This is a genomic window from Herbaspirillum sp. Her3, assembly GCF_057961275.1.
Genome location: NZ_CM176328.1, coordinates 4,375,634 through 4,400,976 on the forward strand (window position 1 = coordinate 4,375,634; position 25,343 = coordinate 4,400,976).

Genomic DNA, 25,343 nt, shown 5'->3' on the forward strand with positions numbered 1-25,343 from the left:
TCCTTGCCTGCCGCCCGGGGTGCCAGGCTCAGTCGATCAGGTTGTTCTTGATCGCGTAATAAATGATGTCCGCGTTGTTGGTCATGCTCATCTTCTGCAGCACCCGCGAACGATAGGTGCTGACCGTCTTGACCGACAGGCACAGTTCGTCGGCGATTTGCGTCACGCCCTGGCCCTGGCCCAGCTTGTAGAAAATTTCGTACTCGCGCTGCGAGAGGGTCTCATGCAGCGGCTTCTCGGAATCCACCGGCTCGCTGGTGAGCAGCTCGGCCACGCCGTAGCTGATGTACTTGTGACCGCGCAGGATGGTATTGATGGCGTTGACCAGTTCGGTGGCCAACGCTTCCTTCTGCACATAGCCGGAAGCGCCGCTGCGCAGCACCTGCACCGCATAGCGGCTCTCGGGGTGCATCGACAGCATCAGCACGGGCAATTCCGGCTTTTCACGCTTGATCTGCTTCAAGACTTCCACGCCACTCTTGTCGGGCATGGCGATATCGAGCAGCACGATATCCCAATCCTGGGTGCGCACCAGACGGATGGCTTCTTCCGCCGTGCTGGCCTCGCCGCCGATTTCCATCGACGGAATTTCCGAAATGAAGTGGTGCACACCTGCGCGTACGACCGCGTGGTCATCGACTACAAGTATTTTTGTCATGGCATGTTTGAGCGGTGAATTGAAACGCCAGCGCCGTCGGCGCTGCTTGGAGCTGTTTTATGTTTGTACTCTGTGTCTGCGTGCCGCCTACCGATCCGGTACGGCAATCGATAGTCAAAGCAGGCGTGGCCTCAGCCAGCGCCACTGCCTCCCTGTCCTGACAGGCCGGTGGCCTGCCCCTGCCTGGCAGCAACGGATTCCAACTATACCTGACAGACCCTGACCTGTCTGCTGGCGAAACGCACCGGATCGTTTCGATGCGCTTTGCGAGCGGCAAGTCCGCAAGCAGGCAAGCGCGGACCGGTCAAGAGACCGGCCGCGCGCTTGCAAGTTCCCGGGCTTACTGCTTCAGGCGCAGATCATTACGCACCGAGACCACACCCTTGACGCCGCGCGCCAGTTCGGTGGCGCGGGCAGCGGAGGTCGAGCTGGAGACGAAGCCGGAGAGCTGGACCACGCCCTTGTAGGTTTCAACGTTGATTTCGGAGGACTTCAGGTTCGGTTCGTTGAAGATGGCAGCCTTCACCTTGGTGGTGATGACGGCATCATCGACGTATTCGCCGGTGCCTTCCTTGCCCGGGCTGGATGCGCAGCCCACCAGGGACACCATGAACAGGGCCAGGAAGAAACCGAGGAAACGCTTGGTCAGGGACATTTTGGTCAGCGACATGATGAAACTCCTTTGAGGTTGTGTTCGGCAATCAGGTGATCGCATCGGGAACGAAATGGTCTTGCGGGTTGCCGATCCGCCCGCGCACCGTGCCCGGTGCGGATCGACCGCGCTCTCAGGCGCAGGAGGGGCCTTGCTTGAGGGGAATTATTTGCCGTACTTGGCCTTGGCGTTGGCCACGCACTTGTCCTTGGCGTCGCCGCTCATGGCGTCGCACTTTTCCTTGGCGACGTCATAGTTGGCGTCGTTCTTGTCCTTTTGCGCGTCCTTGTCGGCTTCGGCGCCCTTGCGCTTGGCCTTGGCATCAGCGATGGCCGATTCGTGGGCGGCCTTGGCTTCCTTCTCGCAGACGTCCTTGTCGTTGCCCTTCATCGGACTGCACTTCTTCTTGGCCGCCTTGTAGTCGGCATCGGCCCTGGATTTGTCGGCCTTGTACTGGGAGGCGGCCGGATCGGCTGCGAATGCTGCGCCTTGCAGGCCGATGGCGGCTGCACCGAAGATCATGGTTGCGATGATTTTTTTCATTGTGTCCTTCCTCATGGTTTGCTTGGGTTGCGGCCGTGGGCCGTATTCTTATGCAGGCCGGCAGATGACCGGCCTGCGTCCTGCACCTTCACTCACACTCACTCCAACTCCTTGCCGTCGCCACGGTGGCTGCGCACACTGCGGCGACGCTACGACTGCGGGGTGCTTATTGACGCCAGTCCTTGTTGCGGTCTTCCCAGTCGCGGATCTGCTTTTCGGCTTCGTCCTTGCTCACGCCATAGGCTTCCTGCACACGGCCGGCCAGCTGGTCACGCTTGCCGGCGATGACGTCCAGGTCGTCGTCGGTCAGCTTGCCCCATTGCTCCTTGGCCTTGCCCTTGAATTGCTTCCAGTTGCCTTCCACGATGTCCCAGTTCATGTTGCTCTCCTTGTAGTGATGGATGGAATGGATCCGGTGCCAGCCGGATTACAGGCCCAGCAGATCGCTCATGTCGTCGGCATGTTCCTCTTCCTGTGCCATGATCTGGATCAGCAGGTGCTTGGTGGTGGGGTCGTCGTCGCCGATGCGTTCGATCATCTGGCGATAGGCTTCGATGGCCACGCGCTCTTCCACCAGGTTGGCGCGGATCATGTCCTTGATGTCCCCGGACTCGTCGTATTGCGCATGGCTGCGCTCGGCGATGGTCCTGGGATTGAAATCGGGCTCGCCATTGAGCTGCACGATGCGCTCGGCAATCTGGTCGGCGTGGCTTTGTTCTTCCTGGGCGTGCTGCAGGAACTCGCCCTTGATGGCTTCGACATCGAGGCCCTTGGCGGTGTAGTAATGGCGCTTGTAGCGCATCACGCACAGCAGCTCGGTGGCCAGGGCATCGTTCAACATCGCCACCACTTCTTCGCGGTTGCCGCGATAGCCTTCGGTGACGGCACCGTCATCGATCTTGCTGGCGGCGGCGCGGATGGCCTCCTTGTCGAGGTGGAAGGCCTGCTTGCTCTTGACGCTAGTCTGTGGGGGATTCTTGGTCATGGTCATTCCTTCTCTCCGGTTTCTTGACTAATGCGCTACACGCTGCGGGGGCAGTGGCGCGCCTGGCTGGATCCGGCATGCGGGCGGGCAGCGCCGGGTTCCGGGAAAAATGCGTGGACTCAGTAGCGATCTGCGCAGCGGCCCACCGCCAGACCGACCAACAGGCCAATGCCGGTGCCGATGGCAATCGCACGCCACGGGTTGGACTGCACGTAATCGTCGGTGGTAGTGACCACCTGGCGGCCCGTTTCGATCACGGCGGCCTGCGCATCCTGGGCGGTATTCAATGCCTGCTCCAGCAGGGCCTGGGCGCCGGCGCGCAGGTCATCGGCTTTCTTGCCGGTGGCGTTGGCGGCTTCGGCGAACATGTCCTGTGCCTGCTGCAACAGCGATTGCACATCGGTACGGACGGTCTTGAACTTGTTGGCTTGCATGCTTGCCCTCCTTGAATTCGTTACGGGTTGACCGGGTCGGCGGGGCTGGCCCGGCCACCCGGCGTGCGGCGCGCTCGGGCGCTGCTCACATCAGGTACTGCAGCACGATCAGCATCAGCACCGGCACGCCCAGAAGCCATCCGAGTACGAGCTTGTCCATGGTCATCTCCCTTGCTCTTGGTCTTGCGCTGATGCGTTGTGCTTTCTCTTGGCGAGTCAGGTGCAAGATACCGATGCCTTGTTGCGCTTTGTATCGGTGCCAGACCGATTGCCGTGTAGGACAAAGGCCCCATCGCCACCTGTTGCGCTGCGTCAGCGCTGTGCATCAATGCACAGCTGGTTGAACGAAAATGTTCAACGCCCTGATCTGCTTGCGTTCACAGCGAACCTGCGCGCTGGCGCAGGGAGCGTTTGATCAGGTCCTGCGCCTCGCCGACGGCGTGCAGGATGCGGCCGTCCATCTGGCGGCGCTGGGCGGCGCGCTGCAGCTGCACGTTGCCCAATACCGATCCCACGCTTTCCTGGAACTTGCCCAGCGCAAAGTTGAACTGGCCGGTGATCGTCTTCTTGTTCATGATGCGTTTCCTCGTGGTCAAGGGTTCAACATGGATTTCAAGGTGCAACACAGGTCTTGCGTGGGGATGTTCAGGTCAGCGGGGCCGGTTGCAGGGGTTGCAGTTGTCCCGGTGTGCCTCGACATCATGGGAAAAATGATAGCGAGCAGCTACTGTCCGGCTCTATAGGACGGCGGCCGATTGTCTTGTAGGACAAAGCGGAAAGCCTTGTGGGGATTGGAGTTGCGGCGGGTCAGGCAATCTGCACCGTAGCGCTTGCGGCAGGCAAAAGCACGGCCGCCTCCTACAGGGGCTTGCGCCGCCGTCCGATGGAATTCGGTCGGCCAGGCTCCTAGGATGGACATGTGCAACGACGGTCCCGCTTCCCGGATTGCGTGCATTGACCATCCCCACTATCGACAAGGAGAACATCATGGGCAAGTATTTCCTGGCGTGGCTGTGCGGCGTTCCCGCTTTTCTGCTGGTACTGATCTACTTCTTCGTCCATTGACCACCCGCTACCACCCGGCCGCGCTGCGACGGGCGGCCGACAAGAAAGGAGGGCAACATGAACAATGACCACCTCATCTCCACCCTGAATGACCTGATCCAGATTTCCATCGATGGCGAAAAGGGCTTCCGCGCCTGTGCCGACGATGCCCAGGAGCGCTACATTCCCTACAAGGAAACCTTCATGCAGCGCGCCACCGACTGTGCGCAGGCCGCGCTGGATCTGCAGGACCTGGTGCGGCGCCTGGGCGGCGAACCGGCCAGCCACAGCACCTTGGGCGGCACCTTGCATCGCCAGTGGGTCAACCTGAAGACCGCCATCACGGGACGCGATGACGAAAGCATCCTCGAAGAATGCGAACGCGGCGAGGATGCCGCCGTCAATGCCTATCGCAAGGCCTTGAGCGAGGATCTGCCGACCGATATCCGGCTCATCGTCGAACGCCAGTACCAGGGCGTGCTGGCCAATCACGACAAGGTGCGCAGCCTGCGCAATGAGGTGCGGGCGCGCAAGACGGCTTGAGGAGAGGATTCTTCCTCTCGCTGAGGACGAAAAAAAACGCAGCCTTGGCTGCGTTTTTTCATTGTCGACCTGATTTTCCGTAAATGATTTATATCATTTATGCAAATCTTGTCAGCGCACTGCCTTAGCCTTCTCCCAGATAAGCCGCCTTCACCCGCGGATCATCCAGCATCTGCTTGGCCTGCCCTTCCATGGTAATGAGGCCCGACTCCATCACATAGCCGCGATGCGCCGCCTCCAGCGCCAGCTTGGCGTTCTGTTCCACCAGCAGGATCGTGATGCCCTGGGCCGACACATTGCGGATCACTTCAAAGATCTTCTCCACCATGATCGGCGACAGGCCCATCGAAGGTTCATCCAGCAGCAGCAGCTTGGGATGGCTCATCAGCGCACGCGCCATCGCCAGCATCTGCTGCTCACCACCCGAGAGCGTACCCGCCATCTGCGCCGCACGTTCCTTCAGGCGCGGGAAGACCTCGAACCAGCGGTCGATGTCGGCCTGGATCTGGCCCTTGTCATTGCTGGTGTAGGCGCCCATGAGCAGGTTTTCCTGGATGCTCATGCGCGTAAAGACGCCACGACCTTCCGGCACCATCGCCAGCTTGTCCTTGACCAGCTCGAAGGACTTCTTGCCCTTCAACGGATTGCCGAGATAGTAGATGTGACCATCCACCTTGCTGCTGGGCAGCGTGCCGGTGATGGCTTTAAGGGTCGTGGTCTTGCCGGCGCCATTGGCGCCGATCAGGGTGACCAGCTCACCATCGTTGACCTCCAGGCTGATGCCCTTGACGGCCTGGATGCCGCCATAGGCCACGCTCAGTTGTTCGACTTTGAGGATATTGGTTGTCATGTTCTGTGGTCTCGCTTAATGTCCGGCGCCCAGGTAGGCTTCAATCACGGCCGGGTTCTTCTGCACGTCGGCCGGTACGCCCTCGGCAATCGGCTTGCCGTAGTCCAGCACGGTGATGCGATTGCACAGGCCCATCATCAGCTTCACATCGTGTTCGATCAGCAGGATGGTTTTGCCTTCGGCCTGGATCTTCACCAGCAGCTCGCGCAGGCCCAGCTTCTCGGTGGCGTTCATGCCGGCCGCCGGTTCATCCAGCGCCAGCAGTTGCGGATCGGTCGCCAGGGCACGAGCGATTTCCAGGCGGCGCTGGTCGCCATACGACAGGTGGCGCGCAGTGCGCTTGGAGAACTGGCCGATGCCCACGAAGTCCAGCAGGTGCTGCGACTTCGCGCGGATCGCCGCTTCTTCCTCACGCGCAGCCTTGTGGCGGAACACCGCACCGAAGACGTTCTGCTTGGTGCGCACGTGGCAACCGACCATCACGTTTTCCAGCACGGTCATTTCACCGAAGAGGCGAATGTTCTGGAAGGTCCGGGCGATGCCGGCCTTGGCCACTTCGTGCGGGGCGCTCGGCGAATAGGGCTTGCCGTCCAGTTCGAAGGTGCCGGTATCGGGTTGATACAGGCCCGTGATGACGTTGAAGAAGGTGGTCTTGCCGGCGCCGTTGGGGCCGATCAGGCCATAGATCTGGCCGCGCTCGATGGTGATGCCCACGCCGTTCAAGGCTTGCAGGCCGCCGAAACGCTTGCTGACGTCACGGATCTTGAGCAGTGTTTGTGTCATGTTCTGTGCTCCTGATATGGCTTAGGCTTTGACTTCGCCGGTGGTGCCGACTTTGGTATGGTCCACTTCGGGACGGTCTTCATGGCGCGGCGAGGGCCACAGGCCGGCCGGACGGGTCAGCATGATGATGACCATGGCCAGGCCGTAGAGCAGCTGGCGCAGCACTTCCGCATCGATCCACACACGGCCGAAGATCGCCATCTGCAGCGGCTCCACCACGTGGCGCAGCACTTCCGGCAGCGCTGCCAGGATCACGCCCCCCAGCACCACGCCAGGGATGTGGCCGATACCGCCCAGCACCACCATGGCCAGCACGGCGATGGATTCGGTCAGGGAGAAGGATTCCGGCGAAACGAAGCCCTGGAAGGCACCGAACATGGCACCGGCCACGCCACCAAACGAAGCACCCATGGCGAAAGCCAGCAGCTTGACGTTGCGGGTATTGATGCCCATCGCCTTGGCAGCGATCTCGTCTTCGCGGATCGCGACCCAGGCGCGGCCCAGGCGGGAATCCTGCAGGCGGCTGGAGAAGAAGATCACGAAGATGCACAGCACCAGGAACAGGTAGTAATACGCGTTGACCGAGGGCAGGCTCATGCCCAACACCTTGACCATCGAACCCGAACCCGGCTCGCCGGCCAGCGACACGCCGAACACGCGGATCGGATCGATCAGGTTGATGCCCTGCGGACCGTTGGTGATGTTGACCGGCGCGTTGAGGTTGTTCATGAAGATACGGATGATCTCGCCGAAGCCCAGCGTCACGATGGCCAGGTAGTCACCGCGCAGCTTCAGGGTCGGAGCGCCCAGCAGGGCCCCGAAGATCGCCGCCAGCACGCCCGAGATCGGTACGATCAGCCACAGCGAGAGGTGGATGCCGTTCTGCACGATCTGCGGACCGCACAGCCAGACCAGGAAATTGCCGATGGACGGATAGGTGTTGACGAAGGATTCGATCACCTGCGCAAACTGGGGCGAGGCCAGCAAGCCGGTGCTGTACGCACCGATGGCATAGAAGGCGATGTAGCCCAGGTCCAGCAGGCCGGCAAAACCCACCACCACGTTCAGGCCCAGGGCCAGCATGATGTAGAGCAGCGCCATATCCATGATGCGCACCCACGAATTGCCGAACTGCTGGGCGATCATGGGGAAGATGATCATCAGCGCCAACAGCACCAGCAGGCTGATGCGGGCCTGTTGGGGGTTGCGCTTCATGTCGAAGGTCATGAGAGCCATAGTGTTCTCTTCCGATTTTCTAAGTTCTGTTTTCTAAACTTTTAAGTATTCGTTTTTAAGTTTTTGAGACTTTAAAACTTAAAACTTATGCGCGATCTGCCACACGCTCACCCATGATCCCGGACGGGCGCAGGGTCAGCACGATGATCAGCACGATGAAGGCGAAGATGTCCTGGTAGTTGCTGCCCAGGAAGTTGCCGGTCAGGTCGCCGATGTAGCCGGCGCCCAGGCTTTCGATCAGGCCCAGCAGGATGCCGCCCAGCATGGCACCGTAGATGTTGCCGATACCGCCCAGCACTGCGGCCGAGAAGGCCTTCAGGCCCGGTACGAAGCCCATGGCGAATTGTGCGGTGGAGTAGTTGGCGGCCCACATCACGCCGGCGATCGCGGCCAGCGCCGCACCGATGCCGAAGGTGACGATGATGACGCGGTTGGCGTCCACGCCCATCAAGCCCGCAATGCGCGGGTTCTCGGCGGTGGCGCGCATGGCGCGGCCCATCTTGGTCTTTTCCACGATCAGCACCAGGCCGATCATCGCGGCCAGGGCCAGGATCAGCAGCATGATCTGGGTCGGCGAGATCAGGGCACCGGCGATGTTGACCGGAGTCGAGGGCATGATCTGCGGGAACGGCAGCGGGCTGCGGCCCCAGATCATCATGGCAAAGGTCTGCAGCAGGATCGACACGCCGATGGCGGTGATCAGCGGGGCCAGGCGCGGTGCATTGCGCAGCGGACGGTAGGCGATGCGCTCGATCAACAGGCTCACGATCACGCACACCGGAATGGCACCAACGATGGCGATGATCAGCTTGACGATGCCCGGCAGCTCAGGCGCCACCTGTTGCACCAATTTGAGGAGCGACAGGCCAACCATGGCCCCGACCATCAGGATGTCGCCGTGGGCAAAGTTGATCAGGTTCAGCACCCCGTACACCATGGTGTAACCCAGGGCGATCAGTGCGTACATGCTGCCTAGCACCAATCCGTTGATGATCTGCTGGATGAAAATGTCCATGAATAACTCTTCGATCTAAATGGATAACAAGAAAAACACGTGGGTCTGCACCAAAGCGGACACCGCGCGAAAGCATGTCGATTAGCAAAATCCGTTCCCGACAGTCGGGAGCGCGTTATCACTCTTCATAAAAAGGGTGAATGCGCTCCCCTCAAGCGGACTTGATGGCAGGGTCGGTCAAATCGGAAATCAGCCGCTGTTGCCGCGGCAACCCCTGGGGCTGGGGCTAGGGGCGGCGCGCCGGCTGGGCGCGCGCCCGGGAGGTCTTCGCCGGAGGCACCGGGCGGGGCCGGTGCGCAGATGCTCTTGCATATGAATGTCTCCCGTCTCTGAATGACGCCGCCTTGGCGGCGCCCTGCCCACTTTGGTGAGGGCTAGCGCTCGGCCGCCTTTTGGGCGGTCCGTCGATAATGGTGCGGAATTATACGCAGAAGATTCCAACAATCGAGCACAAACAATCGCCTGTTACAGAAGAAAGTGCGGTAAGACCAATGAATCGCCGTACATATTCACAACAACTCTCGCGGAAATGAAACAGGCCCGCATCAGCGGACCTGTTTGCGCAAACGCCGGGCGGCTTTTCTGCCCGGACATTCATATTTCATCACATCGGTTTACGGGACTCAGGCCGACTCGGCCGACGAGGTGCGCGCTCCCAAGCCCTTGGGCAGGGGGAAGGTGACGTTTTCTTCAATACCGTCCAGGACGCGCACGCTGCGGGCGCCGATTTCCTTGATGCGATCGATCACGGCCTGCACCAGCACCTCCGGTGCCGATGCACCGGCCGTCACGCCGATGCGCTGGCGTCCGGCGATCCATTGCGGATCGATCAGGGCAGCGTTGTCGACCATGAAGGCCGGCACGCCCTTCTTCTCGGCCAACTCGCGCAAGCGGTTCGAATTGGAGCTGTTGGGACTGCCCACCACGATCACCACGTCCACCTGCGGGGCCATGAATTTGACGGCCTCCTGGCGGTTGGTGGTGGCGTAGCAGATGTCGCCCTTCTTGGGTTCGGCAATGGCCGGGAAGCGTGCGCGCAGGGCCGCGATGATGTCGGCCGTGTCGTCCACCGACAGCGTGGTCTGGGAGACATAGGCCAGCAGCCCGGGATCGGCCACCTGCAGGCGCTCCACGTCTTCCACCGTTTCCACCAGGTGCATGCCGGCTTCGGTCTGGCCCATGGTGCCTTCGACCTCGGGGTGGCCGGCGTGGCCGATCATGATTATTTCACGGCCTTCGCGGCGCATCTTGGCCACTTCCATATGCACTTTCGTGACCAGCGGGCAGGTGGCATCAAACACCGTCAGGCCACGCTCGGCCGCCTCGGCCTGGATCGCCTTGGATACACCGTGCGCCGAGAAGATGACCGTATTGCCGGCCGGCACGTCGGCCAGTTCCTCGATGAAGACCGCACCCTTGGCCCGCAGGTCGTTGACCACATAGGCGTTGTGCACGATTTCGTGGCGCACGTAGATGGGCGCGCCGAACTGCATCAGCGCGCGCTCGACGATCTCGATGGCGCGGTCCACGCCCGCACAGAAACCACGGGGCTGGGCCAGCAGGATTTCGGAGTCGGCTTGTTCCATGGTCATGGTAATTCCTTGATTCTTCAAAACATTGCGAGGGTCATCTCGCCAAATGACGAGGCGATTACAGGATTCCGATGATTTTTACTTCGAACTTCAGCGTTTGCCCGGCCAGCGGGTGATTGAAGTCGAAAATTGCGCCATCATCATCAATCGCTCGCAGGATGCCGGCAAAGCGGCCGCCACCGGGGGCGGCGAAATCGACCAGATCACCGACGCGGTACTGCTCGTCCATGGACGAGTTTTCTTCCAGGGTGGCGCGGGAGATGCGCTGGATCAGCTCATCGCTGCGCGCACCGAAAGCCTGCTCCGGGCTCAGCTCGAAAGTCTGGTGCGTGCCCTCGGGCAGGCCCAGCAGGCAGCTCTCCAGGAAAGGCGCCAGCTGGCCCTGGCCGAACTGCAGGGTGGCCGGGTTTTCGTTGAAGGTGCTGACGATATCTTCGCCATCCAGCGAGGCCAGGCGGTAATGCAGGGTGAGGTAGGCGTTTTCGGTGACGACGGGAACGGTTGGGCTGGACATGGCTGGGAAACGGGAAGATGCACAAGAGCCCGCTATTGTAAGCCACGTTGGGCCGATACGCCGCCGACGGCTGCATCCTGGTGCAGTGGCCGGATGCAGCATCGGTCGCTTCCTTGCGGCGGCGCAAGCGCACTGCAGCGGTGTTCATATTCTTTTGGCGCGATCCCGGGCGGGGTCGTCCGCAGTATCCCCTCTCAAGTGCAAAGGAGATTCACATCATGACCATGACCATCATCGATTGGCCCAAGGACCAGCGGCCACGCGAACGCCTGCTGGAGTGGGGCCCTGCAGCCCTCTCGGACGCGGAATTGCTGGCGATCTTCCTGCGGGTGGGCACACCGGGCAAGACCGTGATGGAGGTGGCCATGGACCTGCTGCAGCGTTTCGGCTCGCTGGGGGCACTGTGCAATGCAGCCCAACGGGATCCAACCCTGGGCAGCGGCCTTGGCCCGGCCAAATGCGCGCAGATATCGGCCTCCCTGGAGCTGGCCAAGCGCGCCATCAACGCCAATCTGAAGGAAGAGTCGGCCCTCAACTCCACCCGGGCCGTGGGCGAATATCTCAAGCTGATCTTCGCCGGCAAGGAACATGAATGTTTCGTCGCCCTCTTCCTGAACATGCGCAACCAGTTGCTCGCTACGGAAGAAATGTTCAGAGGCACGCTGAACCATACGGTGGTTTATCCGCGTGAAGTGGTCAAGGCCGCGCTGCGCCATAACGCCGCCTCGGTCATCGTGGCCCACAATCACCCCTCCGGCTGCCCGCAGCCCAGCGAGGCAGACCTGCGCCTGACGGGCACGCTCAAGCAGGCACTGGCGCTCATTGAGGTGGAGTTGCTGGATCATGTCGTGGTCGCCGGGACACGCCTGTACTCCATCGCCCATCACGCCCAGACTTGATACCAAGCCTCGCCAACAGGCCGCAAACCCTTGCCGGGACTGGGATAGCGCCCGACGGGGCGGAGCCCGCGAAACAATGTTTCCGAAATTGTTAAATCAACCGCGCACAACAAGACACAATTGTTTTTCGCAAGTCATTGAAAAACCTGAGTTTTTTCCATATACTCTCGTTTTTCCCAAATTCGGAAATTTTTAAGGAGTCTCACATGGCACGTGTCTGCCAAGTCACCGGGAAGGGGCCGATGGTCGGCAACAACGTTTCCCATGCAAACAACAAGACCAAGCGTCGTTTCCTGCCCAACCTGCAGAACCGCCGCATTTTCGTCGAATCCGAGAACCGCTGGGTTTCGCTGCGTTTGTCCAACGCCGGCCTGCGCGTGATCGACAAGATCGGCATCGATGCCGTTCTGGCCGATCTGCGTGCTCGTGGCGAAAAAGTCTAATTAGCAGAGTAAAGGAAATCTATCATGGCGAAATCCGGCCGCGACAAAATCAAACTGGAGTCGACCGCAGGTACTGGTCACTTCTACACCACCACCAAGAACAAGCGTACTACGCCCGAAAAGATCAGCATCATGAAGTTCGATCCCAAGGCACGCAAGCACGTGGAATACAAGGAAACCAAGATCAAGTAATTGATCCCGGTATCCCGATGAAAAACCCGCAGAGCACTCTGCGGGTTTTTTGTTGCCTGCTGCCGGCGGCATGGCCTGGCCGGGCGCCATGCCTGACAGCGCTGCAGGGTCAGGGGAGCAGCAGCTGCACATGCCTGTCGGCCAGGCGCTCCTCCGGTTTCCCATTTTTTGGCAAGAAGCTTCACTACCCGCAGGCGCAGGCTCAAAAAAAATCCCCGCAGAGTACTCTGCGGGGATTTTTCATTTCTTTTCCTTCACATCCGGCTTTTACCCCGGAGGATCGGACTCACCAGCCAGGGTCAGGCGTAGCTGCGCAGGCGCAGGGCGAAGTCACGCAGGGCCTTCACACCGGAAGCCTCGGCGCGGGTGCACCAGTCTTGCAGTTGCTGCAGCAGCTGTTCGCGGGTGGAGTGCGAACGCTCCCAAATGGCGCTCAGTTCGATGCGCATCTCATGCATGGTCTGCAGCGCCTTGCTGTGGGCGAACAGTTCCGACAGTTGCTGCTTCTGGCCGTCTTCCAGGCGGCCCGGCTCACGCTGCAGCAGCTTCTTGGAAGACTTCAGGAAGCGCGATTCCAGCTTGGCCTTCTCGATCAGGTGATCCAGCTCGTCCTTCCAGGCGCTCTTGAGGGAACGCGCGTACTTGGCGGTCACGTCGTAGCGGTTGGCGATGACCGACTGCAGGGTGTCGAAGTCGATGACGGCCTTCTGGCGGTCGAACTTGGGCACCGGCAGGACCTTCTTGACCTTGGCCAGGCCGAAGGTTTCGAGGATGCGGATATACATCCAGCCGACGTCGAACTCATACCACTTGGCCGAGAACTTGGCCGAGGTACCGAAGGTGTGGTGGTTGTTGTGCATCTCTTCGCCACCGATCAGGATGCCGATCGGGAACAGGTTGGTCGATGCATCCACGCAGTCATAGTTGCGGTAACCCCAGAAGTGGCCCAGGCCATTGACCACGCCAGCGGCCCAGAACGGGATCCACGCCATCTGCACGGCCCACACGGTCAGGCCGATGGCGCCGAAGAGCAGCACGTCGATGATCAGCATGATGCCCACGCCCTGCCAGCCGTACTTGCTGTAGATGTTGTGTTCCAGCCAGTCGTCGGGGGTGCCGTGACCGAACTTCTCCATGGTCTCGGCATTCCTGGATTCGGAACGGTACAACTCGGCGCCCTGCCACATCACCTTCTGGATGCCGCGGGTCTGCGGGCTGTGCGGGTCTTCTTCGGTCTCGCACTTGGCGTGGTGCTTGCGGTGGATGGCGGCCCATTCCTTGGTCACCATGCCGGTGGTCATCCACAGCCACAAACGGAAGAAGTGGCTGGGGATCGCGTGCAGTTCGAGCGCGCGATGCGCCTGGCAACGATGCAGGTAGAGAGTCACGCCCACGATGGTGATGTGGGTCATCACCAGTGTGTAAATGACAATCTGCCAACCGGACGCATGCAGCAGGCCGTTGGCAACAAAGTCGAGGATCGCATCAAGGGTCATCAGTACAACTCCAAATAGAGAACAACTATCGGACTACAAAACAGGATTATTACTTGTTCCGTGAAAATGGTTTTATTTTCTTTTAATTGCCGGGCATTGTACGCGAATTCTGCGTCTCTGGGCCATCAGGATTTTCCTGGCGCGTACTTTGGCGGAAGCTGCGCTCATCCATGATGCGAATGTCGCGTTTGGGATGCGCCACCTGGATGCCATGTTGCTTGAAGGCAGCCCAGATGGCCCGGTTGACGTCGGACAGCACATTGAGCCGCCCGTTTTCGGGATCGGTGATCCAGAACCCCAGCTCCAGATCCAGTCCGTCGGCGCCAATCTTGATCAGCAAGGCTTGCGGGGCGGTCTGCTGAGAGACCCGTTGTACCCCAAGTGCGGCCTGTTCCATGATACCCAAGACCGTTTCCACATCATCCTGGTACAGAATTGTAAGCTGTGTGGACAAACGTACAATGCGATGGGTCAAGGAATAGTTTTGTACCGGATTGGAGACAAATAGTTCATTCGGCAGCACCGATTCGATCCCATCCAAGCCTTCGAGGATGGTATAGCGGGTATTGATCTGGGTGACCTTGCCGAAATATTTATCCACGGCAACCATGTCGCCGATGACCATGCTGCGCTCCAGCAGGATCACGAAGCCGGACACATAGCTGCTGGCAATCTTCTGCAGGCCCAGACCGATACCCACACCCAGCGCGCCACCGAAGACCGACAGTACCGTCAGGTCAATTCCCACTAGCGACAGGCTGACCAGGAAGGCGATCAGGATCAGCAAGGCCCGCATCATGCGCGCCACCACCGTGCGCAGCGATGAATGCATGCCGCTGAACTTCATCAGGCGGTTTTCCAGCACCGTGCCTATCCACAGGGCAATGATGAGGGTGACCAGGACCGAGGCCGCGCCTTGCAACATCGTCAATAGCGACACATTGTGGCGTGCCAGCGGCAAGGTAGTGCTATCGAGATAATCGACGAAATCCGGCCACAGGCCGGTAATCCACAGCACCACGCACAGCCAGACCACCAGCGCGATGACCTTTTCCGACAGGTGCAGCAGCGCGCCGACCGTCGCATCCTTCACGAAGATGCCGCGCAACACGTAGAACACGAAGCGCATCGCCACCTGGGCAATGGTCAGCGGGAACATGATTTCCCACAGCGTGACGGCATGGTGGCCGTGCTTCAGGATGTGATAGGCCGCCGTCAGCAAACCCAGGGCCAGTAGCGGCGAGAGCACGCGGGCGAAGCTCTTGACGCCGATCTGCATCACCAGCGACTGCTTCTCGCCATCGGCCGGCAACACGAAGCGCGCGCGCAGCCAGCGCGACAACCCGATGCCGCCCAGCAGCGAGAGCGCAATCACCACCAGTTGGCGCAGCAGGTCGACGGTGCTGACGTCGGTGAACAGGGAAAAGAAATGATCGGTCATGGATCAGGGTGCCGCTTGCGCATCCTGGCGGTGGCGCTGCCAGTTGCTGGCGTAGCGCGCGGCCAGTGGCGGGTTCTTGCCGAGGATGAGGACATTCTCGGCATTCTTGTGCTGGGCCGACCAGGTGAAGTTGTAGCTGCCTGTAATGACGGTCGCCGTAGGCAAGGCCGCATCGATGATGATGACCTTGTTGTGGGCGTTGCGGTAATCGGTTTCCAGCCAGACCGGAATGCCGGCCGCACGCAACTGGCGCAGGCGGTCCTCGGAATTCTTGTCGAGCTGGCCCGCATCCATCAGCACGCGCACGTCGATGCCACGCTTGCGGGCGGCCACCAGGGCATCGGTGATGGGGCGGCTGGTCAGCAGGTAGGCTTGCATCAGGATCTGGCGCTGCGCCGCATTGAGCTGGCCGACGATCAGGGCTTCGATGTCATCCCAGGGTGCAAAGGCGGACTGGATCGTCCCCTGCGCGGCCACGACCGGTGGCGGCGGCAGGGCTTCCCTGGCCTGCAGGCCGGGGACGGCAAGCGCCGCCAGCAGGCCGGCGGCCAGGCAAGGCATCCAGACCCGGCGCATCATGATGCGGCGCGGCGCTCCAGGACGGCAGCGAAGAAACCATCCGTCTGGTGCTGGTGCGGCAGCAGCTTGAGGAAGTCGCCGGTATCCAGCGCAATCTTCTGTTCGGCCAGCACTTCGCTCATCGGGCGCAGCGTGAAGTCGGGATGTGAAGCGAGGAAGTCGGCGATGACTTCATCGTTTTCCTCGTCCAGGAAGCTGCAGGTGCCGTACACCAGGCGGCCACCCGGACGCACCAGGCGCGCGGCACTGGCCAGGATGGAGCCTTGTTTGGCACGCATCTCGGTGAGCGTCTCCACGGTCTGGCGCCACTTCATGTCGGGATTGCGGCGCAGGGTGCCCAGGCCGCTGCAGGGCGCATCAACCAGCACGCGATCAAGCTTGCCCGCCAGGCGCTTGACCTTGGCGTCGTTCTCGTGGGCAATCACCACCGGATGCACGTTGGACAAGCCGCTGCGCGCCAGGCGCGGTTTGAGCTTGGCCAGGCGCTTTTCGGAGACGTCGAAGGCATACAGGCGGCCGGTATTGCGCATCAGCGCGCCCAGCGCCAGGGTCTTGCCACCGGCACCGGCGCAGAAATCGACCACCATCTCGCCACGCTTGGCACCCACGATCTGGGCCAGCAGCTGGCTGCCTTCATCCTGCACTTCGATGGCACCGTCCTTGAACAGCGGCAGATTCTGCAGGGCGGGCTTCTTGAACACGCGCAGGCCCAGCGGCGAATACGGCGTCGGCTCGCAAGCCACCGGGGCCTTGGCCAGTTCGGCCATGACCGTTTCGCGGTCGGCCTTGAGGGCGTTGACGCGCAGATCCAGCGGTGCCGGGCGGTTCATGGCATCGGCCAGTTGCAGGGTGGATTCTTCTCCCATGCGGGCGACCAGCTTTTCCCACAACCAGGGCGGGAGGTTGCTGCGCATCTGCGGGGCCAGCTGGGTGCGGTCGATCTGGGCCACGCGCTCCAGCCATTCGGCTTCGCCTTCCTGGAGCCCTGCGATGGATTCGGCGCCGACCGCATCGGCCAGGCCCAGCAGGGCCAGGCGGCGCATCATCGGGCCGCTGCCGGATTCGGCGAAGTTGGTCAGCACCGTCTTGTTGCGCAGCAGGCCATAGACCGCCTCGGCGATCACGCCACGCTCGCGGCTGCCCAGGCGCGGGTTCTCGCGGAAATAGCGCGACAGGGTGACGTCGGCCGGGCCGGTAAAACGCAGCACTTCGCGCAGCAGTTCTTCGGTATGGGGGATGATCGCGGGAGGCAATCTCATGCTAGGTCCTTCAGATTCAATTCAAGATAAGGGTTGCGCGGCGGCGCTTGCTCGTTTGCTGGCCTGCCCGTTTGTGGTTCAGGCCTCGGCGGCCAGGCGCACGCGGGCGCCCTCCAGCGCCAGGCGACCTTGCACGAACCAGCGCACGGCGCGCGGATAGATCACATGTTCCTGTTCCAGCACACGCTCGGCCAGCGTCTCTTCGCTATCCTCCTCCAGCACCGGCACCGCCGCCTGGGCCACGATGGGACCGTGGTCGAGGTCGGGCGTGACGAAGTGCACGGTGGCGCCATGCAGCTTCACGCCGGCCGCCAGTGCCTGGCGGTGCGTCGCCAGGCCAGGGAAACTGGGCAGCAGCGACGGATGGATGTTGAGCATGCGGCCCTGGTAATGATTGACGAACGGTGCCGTCAGGATCCGCATGAAGCCGGCCAGCACCACCAGGTCCGGCGCAAACTTATCGATCTGCTCGCGCAAAGCGGCATCGAACTGGTCGCGCGTGGGATAGTCGCGGTTGGCGATCACGGCCGTGGCAATGCCGTGGCTGGCGGCGAATTCCAGGCCGCTGGCGTCGGCGCGGTTGCTGATGACGGCGGCGATTCTGGCAGGCCACCGCTCGGCCTGTGCGGCACGGACGATGGCTTCCATATTGCTGCCTCGTCCGGAAATCAGGATGACAATGCTTCTCATGGTGTGCGCATTGTACCTGCTGAGGACCTGTCCGCCGCCGTTTTTCACGATGTGAAAGGGGTGGCGTGGCGTAAAAGATTTATCAAATAGTTACTGCTATTCACTGGAAGGAATAGAAAACCCGGAACGGCACCTTCTTTTCCGCCCAATAATCGGCGGCATCGCGGAAGACGTCCAGCAGCGTCTCGCGCGCTTCCTTGTCGAATTTCTGGGTATTGGGCAGTTGTTCCAGCACCACGACGAAACCGATCTGCTTGCCGGCCTTGTGAGTCAGGTCGGTGAGGCAATCATGCAGGGCGTCGAAATTCTTGCCGAAGTGGCGGGGAAAGTGAAAAGCGGTGGCGATGGTGGTCAGCACCTGCTGCTTGGTCACGGCCTCGGCGCAATAGGCATAGAGAAAATGCTGCTGCAGGTGCGCGGCCTCCTGCTGCAGCTCGGTCACGCGGAAGGCGCGGATCGATTGCACGATATTGGGCGGCACCGTTTTGAACAAACTCATTTTCCCTTCAGTATCCATAGGCGGGGCAGTGTGGCTGTCTTGGTTGTAGTGGCTGGCTGGGCTGACCTGTCGGGTGGCGCTGGCTGCAGCAGGGCCTGCGCGCCCTGCCCTGCTCCCGGGGCGATCACTCGCGTATCCGGCTGAAGGTCTTGTAATGATCGCTGGTGTAATAGTATTCACCGGAAGAAGCCGGCTCTCCCCCGCTGATGATGCGGCGCGCGCCGCGATTGCGGGCACGCGGCGTCTTGACGGTGTATTCGCGATAATACCCGCGCTTTTGCTTGGGCAAAACCCCTTCATAGTTGCCGAAGACGCTGCCATCCTTTTCATACGGGAAGGGGCCGCCCTGACGGATCAGGGCCAGGGTCTGCTGCGCCTCGCGCGGCAGTTGCGCCACGCTGACCTCCGGCAATTCGCCCGGGGCAGGACCGCGCGCCTGCACCGGCGCAGCCAGCATCAAGGCCGTCAGCAGCACCAGCCAATAGCGGGCGAAGAAAGAGGAAATGAAGCGGGCTCGCATCTGCATCATCTGCATTGATTCTCTTAATTGCAGTTTTGTCAATTAATGGCAACAGTATCCGGTAGGGTAACGTGTTGCTTTCAGCTAGGCAACCACGGCAGGTCAGGAATTTGACCGGCAGCAAATCAGGCAGAGGCTTGGAGCAGCCGGGCGGTATCCGGTTCAAAAAAGGCCAGCACCTCGTCGCGCTTGGCGTAGGTATCGCTTTGGCCCAGCGCGATCAGCTCGCGTGTGAAGCTTTGTTCAAACAGCAGGTAGGAGGCCAGCGCCGAACCGCGTGCCTCGGTGGCGCCGATGCCGCCCAGCATGGTGCGGATCGGACGCGGCAGGTCGCCCACGTGGCGGCTGGCGATGCTGTCGATGCGTTGGGAGGGGGAAATCACCAGGGTGCGGATCGGCTTCAGGGGCGTATGACGGCGCTGCTCTTCGTTCAGGACCGACAAGGTTTGATTGACGCGGTTGATGCGTTCGATGTCAGCCGAAAGCCCATCGAGGAAGATACCCGACATCGCATGCCCGGCCACCTGGGCCAGGCTGGGGTAATGCGGGGTATTGGTGGGCGCCTGCTCGCCCTTCTCGCCCATGCGGCCGGCGCCGATGATGAGCACCTTGGTGGCCCCCAAGTGGATGGCCGGGGAAATCGGCGCGATCTGGCGCATGGAACCATCCCCGCAATACTCGCAGCGGCCGTCGATGTACACCGGAATGGCCGGAAAGATGAAGGGAATGGCAGAAGAGGCCAGCAAATGGTCGATGCCAATCTGGTCGCGCATGGCCAGGCGCTGGGTGCGGCGCCAGGGTTCGATCTCCTCGGCGCATTGGTAGAAGGTGATGTGCTGGCCGCTGGTGTAGGAGGAGGCGGTGACTGCCAGCGCATGCAACTGCCCCTCGGCCAGTGCAGCATCCAGGCGCGGCAGGTCCAGCAGGCGGTGCAGCATGCTCACCAGCGGGGTATTGTCCAGCAGGGAATTGGGCGGATTGGCGCGCCACTTGCGCAGCAGCCAGCCGAAGGAAAACAGCGACAGCCAGCGCGCACCCGAACGGATCACGCCCAGCGAATCGGCACGATAGACCTGCTCCACCTGGAAATTGCTCCACACCGCCATCAGCTCGCGCACGGCCTCGCCGAAGTCATCGGCGCGGCAGGCCAGCGCGGTGCCGTTGATGGCTCCGGCCGAGGTACCGCAGATGATGGGGAAGGGATTGCTGTGTACCGGCCAGCCGGCTTCGAGCAGGATCATCGAGATGGCGTTGAGCACGCCCACCTGGTATGCCGCCCGCGCACCGCCACCGGTCAGGATCAAGCCTGTTTTGTGTTCCATTGTCTCCATGAGGGGAGCTTATCAGCAGCTCCCCCGCTGTGGACAAAAGAATTGGCAGGCAAATGCCGCTTATTTGGGTTGCATGCGGATGGCGCCATCCAGGCGGATGGTCTCGCCATTCAACATCACGTTTTCGATGATGCCCTTGGCCAGCTGCGCATACTCGGCTGCACGTCCAAGACGTGGCGGGAACGGCACGGCCTGGCCCAGCGAATCGCGCACTTCCTGGGGCATGGCCTGCATCATGGGGGTTTCGAAGATACCGGGGGCAATCGTCATGACGCGAATGCCGCTGCGCGCCAGGTCGCGCGCCATCGGCAGGGTCATGGCGACGATGGCGCCCTTGGAGGCGGCATAGGCGACCTGCCCGATCTGGCCATCGTAAGCGGCCACCGAGGCGGTGTGGATGATGATGCCGCGCTCGCCATCCTCCTGCGCTTCCGACTTCGCCATGGCCTCGGCGGCGAAGCGCGCCATGTTGAAGCTGCCGACCAGGTTGATGTTGAGGGTCTTCATGAACAGGGCCATGCCGTGCACGCCGTTCTTGCCCACCAGCTTCTCGGCCGGTGCGATGCCGGCGCAATTGACCAGTCCGCGCAGGCTGCCCAGCGCCTGCGCGGCGCTTACCACGGCCTGGGCATCCTCTTCCGAACTGACGTCGCAGCGCACGAAGACGGCGCCCAGTTCCTGCGCCAGCTGGCCGCCGGCTTCTTCGTTGAGGTCAGCCAGCACCGGCTTGCCGCCGCCTGCGGCGATCATGCGGGCGGTCGCGGCGCCCAGGCCGGACGCCGCGCCGGTGACGATGAAAACATTTCCTTCGATACGCATGGAGTCTCCTGATTTTTATCGGTGCTCAACAAGGCGGATAGCCTGGCCGGCGAACCGATGATGATGGGATGCATCGGGGCATTATTTGACGAATCGGCCAGCCTGGCAATGCAGGCCGGCCCATCGCGGTGCGGGAGATTATGCGCATGCCGCCGCACGGCTGACTATCCGCGCGGCGACAATCATGAGGCAAGTCAGCTTGCGTCAGCTCCGGTCAGGAGACCGCCGGCAACAGCGGCACCAGCAGCAAGGCCACGATGTTGATGATCTTGATGAGCGGATTGACCGCAGGCCCGGCCGTATCCTTGTAGGGATCGCCCACGGTATCGCCCGTGACGGCGGCCTTGTGGGCGTCCGATCCCTTGCCGCCGTGGTGGCCATCCTCGATGTATTTCTTGGCGTTGTCCCAGGCGCCGCCACCGGTGGTCATCGAGATTGCCACGAACAGCCCCGTAACGATTGTCCCCATCAACAGCCCGCCCAGCGCCGACGGCCCCAGCAGCAGGCCGACCAGGATCGGCACGATTACCGGCAGCAGCGAGGGCAGGATCATCTCGCGGATGGCGGAGGAGGTCAGCATGTCCACGGCGCGGTCGTACTCGGGCCGCCCGCTGCCATCCATGATGCCGGCGATGTCGCGGAACTGGCGCCGCACCTCCACCACCACTGCACCGGCGGCGCGCCCTACCGCTTCCATCGCCATGGCGCCGAACAGATAGGGAATCAGCCCGCCGATGAACAGGCCAATGATGACGGCAGGACTGGAGAGGTCGAAGCTGGCCGTCTTGCCGACCGACTCCAGCGCATGCGTGTAATCGGCAAACAGCACCAGCGCCGCCAGGCCCGCCGAACCGATGGCATACCCCTTGGTAACGGCCTTGGTGGTATTGCCCACCGCATCGAGCGGATCGGTGATGGCCCGCACCGAATCGGGCAAGCCCGACATCTCGGCGATGCCGCCGGCGTTGTCGGTGATGGGGCCATAGGCATCGAGCGCCACCACGATGCCGGCCATGGAAAGCATGGAGGTCGCCGCAATCGCAATCCCGTACAGCCCCGCCAGCCAATACGACGCGAGGATCGCCGCGCATACCGCCAGCACCGGATAAGCAGTGGACTTCATCGACACCCCCAGCCCGGCAATGATGTTGGTGCCATGCCCGGTCGTGGAGGCCTCGGCGATGTGGCGCACCGGCTTGAAGTCGGTACCGGTGTAATACTCGGTGATGTAGACCATCAGGCCGGTAAGCACGATGCCCACCACCGCCGCGCCCATCAGCGGCACGCGCAGTTCGGGCGGCAGCAGCAGCCAGGTGACCACCGCAAAGCCCACCAGCGACAGCCCGGCCGACCACCACAGGCCGGTGTAGAGGGCCGACATGATTTTCTTGCCCGGCTGCGCTTTGACCATCGCGCAGCCGACGATGGAAGCGAGGATGGAGACGCCGCCCAGCGCCAGCGGATAGAGCACCGCCAGGGTTTCCAGTCCCGTCAACATCAGGCTGCCCAGCAGCATGGTGGCCACCAGCGTGACCACGTAGGTCTCGAACAGGTCGGCGGCCATGCCGGCGCAATCACCCACGTTGTCGCCCACGTTGTCGGCGATCACGGCGGGGTTGCGCGGATCATCCTCGGGGATGCCGGCCTCGACCTTGCCCACCAGGTCGGCACCCACGTCCGCTCCCTTGGTGAAGATGCCACCGCCCAGCCGCGCAAAAATCGAAATGAGGGACGCCCCGAAGGCCAGACCGATCAGCGGCTGGATGGCGTCATGCAGGCTGACCGCACGGCCCTGCCCATAGACATACAGGGCCCAGAAGAACAGCGACACCCCCAGCAATCCCAGGCCCACCACCAGCATGCCGGTGATCGCCCCGCCCCGGAAAGCCACGCCCAGCGCCTCGTTCATGCCGCGCGTGGCAGCCTGGGCGGTGCGCACATTGGCACGCACCGAGACGTTCATGCCGATGAAGCCGCAAGCGCCCGACAATACCGCGCCCAGCAGAAAGCCGATGGCCGTCAGCCAGCCCAGGCCCGGAATCAGGGCAATCACGATCAGCAGCACCACCCCGACCATGGCAATGGTGCGGTACTGGCGCGCCAGATACGCCGCCGCGCCCTGCTGGATGGCCAGGGCGATTTCCTGCATGCGGGGATTGCCGGGGTCCTGCTTGAGAATCCAGCTACGTGAAACCAGGCCATAGATCACCGCGACCAAGCCGCAGGCAATGGCAAACCACAGGGCAAGTGCCATCTTCGTCTCCTTTGTTATCACGACTCATCAACAATCACGAACATCCGCCGCGCCGTCCGGGCTGTGCTGCTGCCCGTTCATCGCCGCCGATACTGCGCCTGCAAATTGCGTCGCCCTTCTTCTTGGAGTTGTTCTGTCTTGCCGGGCCGCCGGTGCCGCGCCCTCGGGCGGGCGTGGCTACCGGTGATCGGTTTACTTAGTTTTTGCAGTCTGTGGCGCTGGATGCAGCAAGCGCGACAGCATAAAAAAAGCGGACCGAAGTCCGCTTCACTTTACTCCGCCAGGGCGGCAAATGCACGATCCCTGATTTCTTCCACCGGACCCACGCCGGCGATCTTGCGATACTTCGGCGCACCCGGCTGGCCCGATTCGGCCCACTTGCCGTAGTAGCCCAGCAGCACTTCGGTCTGGTCGTGATACACGGCCAGGCGCTTCTTGACGGTTTCTTCCTTGTCGTCGTCGCGCTGGATCAGCGGTTCGCCGGTCAGGTCATCCTTGCCCTCGACCTTGGGCGGGTTGAACTTGACGTGATAGGTGCGGCCCGAACCCGGGTGCACGCGGCGACCGCTCATGCGTTCGACGATGGCGCTGTCGGGCACGTCGATTTCCAGCACGTAGTCGATGGCCACGCCGGCTTCCTTCATGGCGTCGGCCTGGCGCGTGGTGCGCGGGAAGCCGTCGAACAGATAGCCATTGGCGCAGTCAGCCTGCTGCAGGCGATCCTTGACCAGGCCAATGATGATGTCATCGGAAACCAGACCACCTGCATCCATCACCTTCTTGGCCGCGATGCCAAGCTCGGTGCCCGCTGCCACGGCCGCGCGCAGCATGTCACCGGTGGAGATTTGCGGAATGTTGAATTTTTCCTTGATAAAAGTGGCTTGCGTGCCTTTACCGGCACCAGGCGCTCCTAAAAGGATGAGGCGCATGACGTTTCCTAAATTGAGGGTTTCTGAAATATGAATGCTTGAATTCTTTTGCGACGTGATGACAGAGGATCGCTGCCATCTGGACGGTTATGCAGCTTGTTTGCGCGCCGTTTGCATCAGCTCTGGGACGAAACTTACCACAAAATCTTACCGAACCATGACAAACGCCTGATTTTTAAGCAGTCTCCAGGCGCAGATTGTGTCGTGTCAGCTTGACATGGAACTTACAGCAAGCCGATCCGGCCAGTCTTGCGCCGGATCATGCCTGCCGCGCAGAAAATCAGAGCGCGGAGATGGTCTGGACCAGCGGGCTGTCAGGCGGCGCCTCGAAATGCTTGCGCACGCGCAACAGATCCTCGGGCGTATCGACGCCAGCCTCGGGCACCAGCGACGTGACGTGGACCGCGATGGCATGGCCGTGCCAGAGCACGCGCAGCTGTTCCAGCGCCTCGATACGTTCCAGCGGGGCCGGGGCCAGCGTCGGGTAGAGCTGCAGGAAACGGTTGCTGTAGGCATACAGCCCGATGTGGCGCAGCGGCACGTATTCATTGGCATGATCCGGTCCGCTGGCGTCAGGCAGCGTATCGCGCGACCTGGCGAAGGCGTCGCGATGCCAGGGAATGGTGGCGCGCGAGAAATACATGGCGCAGCCTTCCTTGTTCAGCACCACCTTGACCACGTTGGGATTGAAGGCATCCTCGGCGGTCTCGATGGCGTGCGCGGCCGTGGCCATGGGCACGCCGGCCTTGATGTGAGCGGCGGTGGCGGCGATCAGGCCGGGATCGATCAGCGGCTCGTCGCCCTGCACGTTGACCACCACCTCGTCGTCGGCCAGGCCCAGGGCGGCGGCCACTTCGGCGATGCGGTCGGTGCCGGAGGGATGGTCGGCGCGGGTCATGGCCACGTCGATGCCATGCTGCTGGCAGGCGGCGTGGATGTCGTGATGGTCGGTGGCCACGATGATGCGGGTCGCGCCCGAGAGCGCAGCGCGCTCGGCCACGCGCACGATCATGGGCTTGCCCCCGAGGTCGGCCAGGGGCTTGTTGGGCAGGCGCGTGGAAGCCAGGCGCGCCGGGATGATGACGGTAAAGGTCATGGAATCAACCGCAGCAGGAAGGCAGAAATCGGGAATCAAGGGACGGG

30 protein-coding genes are annotated in these 25,343 nt (G+C 61.9%); 4 read left to right on the forward strand and 26 right to left on the reverse strand.

The window, feature by feature from the left end:
- Positions 1–28 precede the first annotated feature (28 nt).
- The 8 genes from ACVC5H_RS19980 to ACVC5H_RS20015 form a co-directional block, all read right to left on the reverse strand.
- The gene (locus ACVC5H_RS19980) at positions 29–658 is read right to left on the reverse strand and encodes a response regulator (RefSeq protein ID WP_006464715.1); all 630 of its coding nucleotides are present in this window, start codon (positions 656–658) and stop codon (positions 29–31) included.
- 340 nt (positions 659–998) lie between these two features.
- The gene (locus ACVC5H_RS19985) at positions 999–1,328 is read right to left on the reverse strand and encodes a BON domain-containing protein (protein ID WP_006464714.1); all 330 of its coding nucleotides are present in this window, start codon (positions 1,326–1,328) and stop codon (positions 999–1,001) included.
- 147 nt (positions 1,329–1,475) lie between these two features.
- Entirely contained in the window at positions 1,476–1,853 is a 378-nt protein-coding gene (locus tag ACVC5H_RS19990) for a cell envelope biogenesis protein TolA (RefSeq protein WP_489619488.1), read from the reverse strand.
- Positions 1,854–2,019: 166 nt separating this feature from the next.
- Positions 2,020–2,232: a CsbD family protein gene (locus ACVC5H_RS19995; protein WP_058894511.1), complete on the reverse strand. Its 213-nt coding sequence runs from the start codon at positions 2,230–2,232 to the stop codon at positions 2,020–2,022.
- Between the two features lie 48 nt (positions 2,233–2,280).
- The gene (locus ACVC5H_RS20000; RefSeq protein ID WP_489619489.1) at positions 2,281–2,844 is read right to left on the reverse strand and encodes a ferritin-like domain-containing protein; all 564 of its coding nucleotides are present in this window, start codon (positions 2,842–2,844) and stop codon (positions 2,281–2,283) included.
- A gap of 113 nt (positions 2,845–2,957) precedes the next feature.
- Positions 2,958–3,272 carry an ElaB/YgaM/YqjD family protein gene (locus ACVC5H_RS20005; RefSeq protein WP_489619490.1) on the reverse strand — a complete coding sequence of 105 codons (315 nt, stop codon included), beginning with the start codon at positions 3,270–3,272 and terminating at the stop codon, positions 2,958–2,960.
- 85 nt (positions 3,273–3,357) lie between these two features.
- A complete protein-coding gene (locus tag ACVC5H_RS20010) occupies positions 3,358–3,498 on the reverse strand; it encodes a hypothetical protein (protein ID WP_489619491.1) in 141 nt (46 codons plus the stop codon).
- A 151-nt stretch (positions 3,499–3,649) separates the two neighbouring features.
- Positions 3,650–3,847 carry a CsbD family protein gene (locus ACVC5H_RS20015; protein WP_338718350.1) on the reverse strand — a complete coding sequence of 66 codons (198 nt, stop codon included), beginning with the start codon at positions 3,845–3,847 and terminating at the stop codon, positions 3,650–3,652.
- A 547-nt stretch (positions 3,848–4,394) separates the two neighbouring features.
- Between ACVC5H_RS20015 and ACVC5H_RS20020 the strand changes: the two genes are divergently transcribed.
- Positions 4,395–4,859, forward strand: coding sequence for a ferritin-like domain-containing protein (locus tag ACVC5H_RS20020; RefSeq protein WP_489619492.1), 465 nt, complete (start codon positions 4,395–4,397; stop codon positions 4,857–4,859).
- Between the two features lie 124 nt (positions 4,860–4,983).
- On the opposite strand, the gene ACVC5H_RS20025 is transcribed toward ACVC5H_RS20020, so the two are convergent.
- The 6 genes from ACVC5H_RS20025 to ACVC5H_RS20050 all read right to left on the reverse strand — a co-directional run bounded on the left by ACVC5H_RS20025 (position 4,984) and on the right by ACVC5H_RS20050 (position 10,849).
- A complete protein-coding gene (locus ACVC5H_RS20025) occupies positions 4,984–5,709 on the reverse strand; it encodes an ABC transporter ATP-binding protein (protein ID WP_489619493.1) in 726 nt (241 codons plus the stop codon).
- 15 nt (positions 5,710–5,724) lie between these two features.
- On the reverse strand, positions 5,725–6,492 hold the full coding sequence (locus tag ACVC5H_RS20030) for an ABC transporter ATP-binding protein (RefSeq protein ID WP_489619494.1): 768 nt from the start codon (positions 6,490–6,492) through the stop codon (positions 5,725–5,727).
- Positions 6,493–6,513: 21 nt separating this feature from the next.
- The gene (locus ACVC5H_RS20035) at positions 6,514–7,728 is read right to left on the reverse strand and encodes an ABC transporter permease subunit (RefSeq protein ID WP_489619495.1); all 1,215 of its coding nucleotides are present in this window, start codon (positions 7,726–7,728) and stop codon (positions 6,514–6,516) included.
- An 85-nt stretch (positions 7,729–7,813) separates the two neighbouring features.
- Positions 7,814–8,743 (reverse strand): branched-chain amino acid ABC transporter permease, encoded by a 930-nt coding sequence (locus ACVC5H_RS20040; RefSeq protein WP_489619496.1) that lies wholly within the window; start codon positions 8,741–8,743, stop codon positions 7,814–7,816.
- 623 nt (positions 8,744–9,366) lie between these two features.
- Positions 9,367–10,335, reverse strand: coding sequence for a 4-hydroxy-3-methylbut-2-enyl diphosphate reductase (ispH, locus tag ACVC5H_RS20045; RefSeq protein ID WP_489619497.1), 969 nt, complete (start codon positions 10,333–10,335; stop codon positions 9,367–9,369).
- A gap of 58 nt (positions 10,336–10,393) precedes the next feature.
- Entirely contained in the window at positions 10,394–10,849 is a 456-nt protein-coding gene (locus ACVC5H_RS20050) for an FKBP-type peptidyl-prolyl cis-trans isomerase (protein WP_489619498.1), read from the reverse strand.
- A gap of 224 nt (positions 10,850–11,073) precedes the next feature.
- Between ACVC5H_RS20050 and radC the strand changes: the two genes are divergently transcribed.
- The 3 genes from radC to rpmG all read left to right on the forward strand — a co-directional run bounded on the left by radC (position 11,074) and on the right by rpmG (position 12,383).
- On the forward strand, positions 11,074–11,748 hold the full coding sequence (radC, locus tag ACVC5H_RS20055) for a RadC family protein (RefSeq protein WP_489622734.1): 675 nt from the start codon (positions 11,074–11,076) through the stop codon (positions 11,746–11,748).
- Positions 11,749–11,954: 206 nt separating this feature from the next.
- Complete coding sequence (gene rpmB / locus ACVC5H_RS20060) at positions 11,955–12,191, forward strand: 50S ribosomal protein L28 (RefSeq protein ID WP_006463730.1); 237 nt, start codon at positions 11,955–11,957, stop codon at positions 12,189–12,191.
- A gap of 24 nt (positions 12,192–12,215) precedes the next feature.
- Positions 12,216–12,383, forward strand: coding sequence for a 50S ribosomal protein L33 (rpmG, locus tag ACVC5H_RS20065; protein ID WP_006463731.1), 168 nt, complete (start codon positions 12,216–12,218; stop codon positions 12,381–12,383).
- Between the two features lie 299 nt (positions 12,384–12,682).
- Here rpmG and ACVC5H_RS20070 read toward each other — a convergent pair whose 3' ends face one another.
- From ACVC5H_RS20070 to kdsB, 12 genes are all read right to left on the reverse strand, one after another.
- Positions 12,683–13,879, reverse strand: a complete 1,197-nt coding sequence (locus tag ACVC5H_RS20070) for a DesA family fatty acid desaturase (protein WP_489619499.1) — start codon at positions 13,877–13,879, stop codon at positions 12,683–12,685.
- Positions 13,880–13,961: 82 nt separating this feature from the next.
- Positions 13,962–15,320 (reverse strand): mechanosensitive ion channel family protein, encoded by a 1,359-nt coding sequence (locus ACVC5H_RS20075; RefSeq protein ID WP_489619500.1) that lies wholly within the window; start codon positions 15,318–15,320, stop codon positions 13,962–13,964.
- A 3-nt stretch (positions 15,321–15,323) separates the two neighbouring features.
- Complete coding sequence (locus ACVC5H_RS20080) at positions 15,324–15,899, reverse strand: phospholipase D family nuclease (RefSeq protein WP_489619501.1); 576 nt, start codon at positions 15,897–15,899, stop codon at positions 15,324–15,326.
- The gene (locus ACVC5H_RS20085) at positions 15,896–17,158 is read right to left on the reverse strand and encodes an RsmB/NOP family class I SAM-dependent RNA methyltransferase (protein ID WP_489619502.1); all 1,263 of its coding nucleotides are present in this window, start codon (positions 17,156–17,158) and stop codon (positions 15,896–15,898) included. Before ACVC5H_RS20085 ends, ACVC5H_RS20080 begins: the two co-directional genes overlap by 4 nt.
- Positions 17,159–17,236: 78 nt before the next feature.
- Positions 17,237–17,848, reverse strand: a complete 612-nt coding sequence (gene purN, locus ACVC5H_RS20090) for a phosphoribosylglycinamide formyltransferase (RefSeq protein WP_489619503.1) — start codon at positions 17,846–17,848, stop codon at positions 17,237–17,239.
- A 100-nt stretch (positions 17,849–17,948) separates the two neighbouring features.
- Complete coding sequence (locus ACVC5H_RS20095) at positions 17,949–18,503, reverse strand: barstar family protein (RefSeq protein ID WP_489622735.1); 555 nt, start codon at positions 18,501–18,503, stop codon at positions 17,949–17,951.
- On the reverse strand, positions 18,472–18,867 hold the full coding sequence (locus ACVC5H_RS20100) for a guanyl-specific ribonuclease (protein WP_489622736.1): 396 nt from the start codon (positions 18,865–18,867) through the stop codon (positions 18,472–18,474). The genes ACVC5H_RS20095 and ACVC5H_RS20100 overlap by 32 nt, the downstream gene beginning before the upstream one ends.
- 125 nt (positions 18,868–18,992) lie before the next feature.
- Positions 18,993–20,198, reverse strand: coding sequence for a patatin-like phospholipase family protein (locus tag ACVC5H_RS20105; RefSeq protein ID WP_489619504.1), 1,206 nt, complete (start codon positions 20,196–20,198; stop codon positions 18,993–18,995).
- Between the two features lie 60 nt (positions 20,199–20,258).
- Positions 20,259–21,017 (reverse strand): SDR family NAD(P)-dependent oxidoreductase, encoded by a 759-nt coding sequence (locus tag ACVC5H_RS20110; RefSeq protein ID WP_489619505.1) that lies wholly within the window; start codon positions 21,015–21,017, stop codon positions 20,259–20,261.
- 214 nt (positions 21,018–21,231) lie between these two features.
- Positions 21,232–23,271 (reverse strand): sodium-translocating pyrophosphatase, encoded by a 2,040-nt coding sequence (locus ACVC5H_RS20115; protein ID WP_489619506.1) that lies wholly within the window; start codon positions 23,269–23,271, stop codon positions 21,232–21,234.
- 272 nt (positions 23,272–23,543) lie between these two features.
- A complete protein-coding gene (adk, locus tag ACVC5H_RS20120; RefSeq protein ID WP_338718335.1) occupies positions 23,544–24,200 on the reverse strand; it encodes an adenylate kinase in 657 nt (218 codons plus the stop codon).
- Between the two features lie 280 nt (positions 24,201–24,480).
- Entirely contained in the window at positions 24,481–25,296 is an 816-nt protein-coding gene (gene kdsB / locus ACVC5H_RS20125) for a 3-deoxy-manno-octulosonate cytidylyltransferase (RefSeq protein WP_489619507.1), read from the reverse strand.
- Between the last annotated feature and the right edge of the window lie 47 nt (positions 25,297–25,343).

Excerpts from the sequence above, each read along its gene's own strand:
- ACVC5H_RS20115 (WP_489619506.1), bottom strand. The coding sequence starts at position 23,271 with ATGGCACTTGCCCTGTGGTTTGCCATTGCCTGCGGCTTGGTCGCGGTG.
- ACVC5H_RS19980 (WP_006464715.1), bottom strand. The coding sequence starts at position 658 with ATGACAAAAATACTTGTAGTCGATGACCACGCGGTCGTACGCGCAGGT.
- ACVC5H_RS20020 (WP_489619492.1), top strand. The coding sequence starts at position 4,395 with ATGAACAATGACCACCTCATCTCCACCCTGAATGACCTGATCCAGATT.
- kdsB (WP_489619507.1), bottom strand. The coding sequence starts at position 25,296 with ATGACCTTTACCGTCATCATCCCGGCGCGCCTGGCTTCCACGCGCCTG.
- rpmB (WP_006463730.1), top strand. The coding sequence starts at position 11,955 with ATGGCACGTGTCTGCCAAGTCACCGGGAAGGGGCCGATGGTCGGCAAC.
- ACVC5H_RS20015 (WP_338718350.1), bottom strand. The coding sequence starts at position 3,847 with ATGAACAAGAAGACGATCACCGGCCAGTTCAACTTTGCGCTGGGCAAG.
- ACVC5H_RS20110 (WP_489619505.1), bottom strand. The coding sequence starts at position 21,017 with ATGCGTATCGAAGGAAATGTTTTCATCGTCACCGGCGCGGCGTCCGGC.
- radC (WP_489622734.1), top strand. The coding sequence starts at position 11,074 with ATGACCATCATCGATTGGCCCAAGGACCAGCGGCCACGCGAACGCCTG.
- ACVC5H_RS20080 (WP_489619501.1), bottom strand. The coding sequence starts at position 15,899 with ATGATGCGCCGGGTCTGGATGCCTTGCCTGGCCGCCGGCCTGCTGGCG.
- ACVC5H_RS20075 (WP_489619500.1), bottom strand. The coding sequence starts at position 15,320 with ATGACCGATCATTTCTTTTCCCTGTTCACCGACGTCAGCACCGTCGAC.
- ACVC5H_RS20035 (WP_489619495.1), bottom strand. The coding sequence starts at position 7,728 with ATGGCTCTCATGACCTTCGACATGAAGCGCAACCCCCAACAGGCCCGC.
- adk (WP_338718335.1), bottom strand. The coding sequence starts at position 24,200 with ATGCGCCTCATCCTTTTAGGAGCGCCTGGTGCCGGTAAAGGCACGCAA.
- purN (WP_489619503.1), bottom strand. The coding sequence starts at position 17,848 with ATGAGAAGCATTGTCATCCTGATTTCCGGACGAGGCAGCAATATGGAA.
- ACVC5H_RS20025 (WP_489619493.1), bottom strand. The coding sequence starts at position 5,709 with ATGACAACCAATATCCTCAAAGTCGAACAACTGAGCGTGGCCTATGGC.
- ACVC5H_RS19990 (WP_489619488.1), bottom strand. The coding sequence starts at position 1,853 with ATGAAAAAAATCATCGCAACCATGATCTTCGGTGCAGCCGCCATCGGC.
- ACVC5H_RS20100 (WP_489622736.1), bottom strand. The coding sequence starts at position 18,867 with ATGCGAGCCCGCTTCATTTCCTCTTTCTTCGCCCGCTATTGGCTGGTG.
- ACVC5H_RS20050 (WP_489619498.1), bottom strand. The coding sequence starts at position 10,849 with ATGTCCAGCCCAACCGTTCCCGTCGTCACCGAAAACGCCTACCTCACC.
- ACVC5H_RS19995 (WP_058894511.1), bottom strand. The coding sequence starts at position 2,232 with ATGAACTGGGACATCGTGGAAGGCAACTGGAAGCAATTCAAGGGCAAG.
- ACVC5H_RS20000 (WP_489619489.1), bottom strand. The coding sequence starts at position 2,844 with ATGACCATGACCAAGAATCCCCCACAGACTAGCGTCAAGAGCAAGCAG.
- ACVC5H_RS19985 (WP_006464714.1), bottom strand. The coding sequence starts at position 1,328 with ATGTCGCTGACCAAAATGTCCCTGACCAAGCGTTTCCTCGGTTTCTTC.
- ACVC5H_RS20105 (WP_489619504.1), bottom strand. The coding sequence starts at position 20,198 with ATGGAGACAATGGAACACAAAACAGGCTTGATCCTGACCGGTGGCGGT.
- ACVC5H_RS20040 (WP_489619496.1), bottom strand. The coding sequence starts at position 8,743 with ATGGACATTTTCATCCAGCAGATCATCAACGGATTGGTGCTAGGCAGC.
- ACVC5H_RS20085 (WP_489619502.1), bottom strand. The coding sequence starts at position 17,158 with ATGAGATTGCCTCCCGCGATCATCCCCCATACCGAAGAACTGCTGCGC.
- ACVC5H_RS20005 (WP_489619490.1), bottom strand. The coding sequence starts at position 3,272 with ATGCAAGCCAACAAGTTCAAGACCGTCCGTACCGATGTGCAATCGCTG.
- ispH (WP_489619497.1), bottom strand. The coding sequence starts at position 10,335 with ATGACCATGGAACAAGCCGACTCCGAAATCCTGCTGGCCCAGCCCCGT.
- rpmG (WP_006463731.1), top strand. The coding sequence starts at position 12,216 with ATGGCGAAATCCGGCCGCGACAAAATCAAACTGGAGTCGACCGCAGGT.
- ACVC5H_RS20030 (WP_489619494.1), bottom strand. The coding sequence starts at position 6,492 with ATGACACAAACACTGCTCAAGATCCGTGACGTCAGCAAGCGTTTCGGC.
- ACVC5H_RS20070 (WP_489619499.1), bottom strand. The coding sequence starts at position 13,879 with ATGACCCTTGATGCGATCCTCGACTTTGTTGCCAACGGCCTGCTGCAT.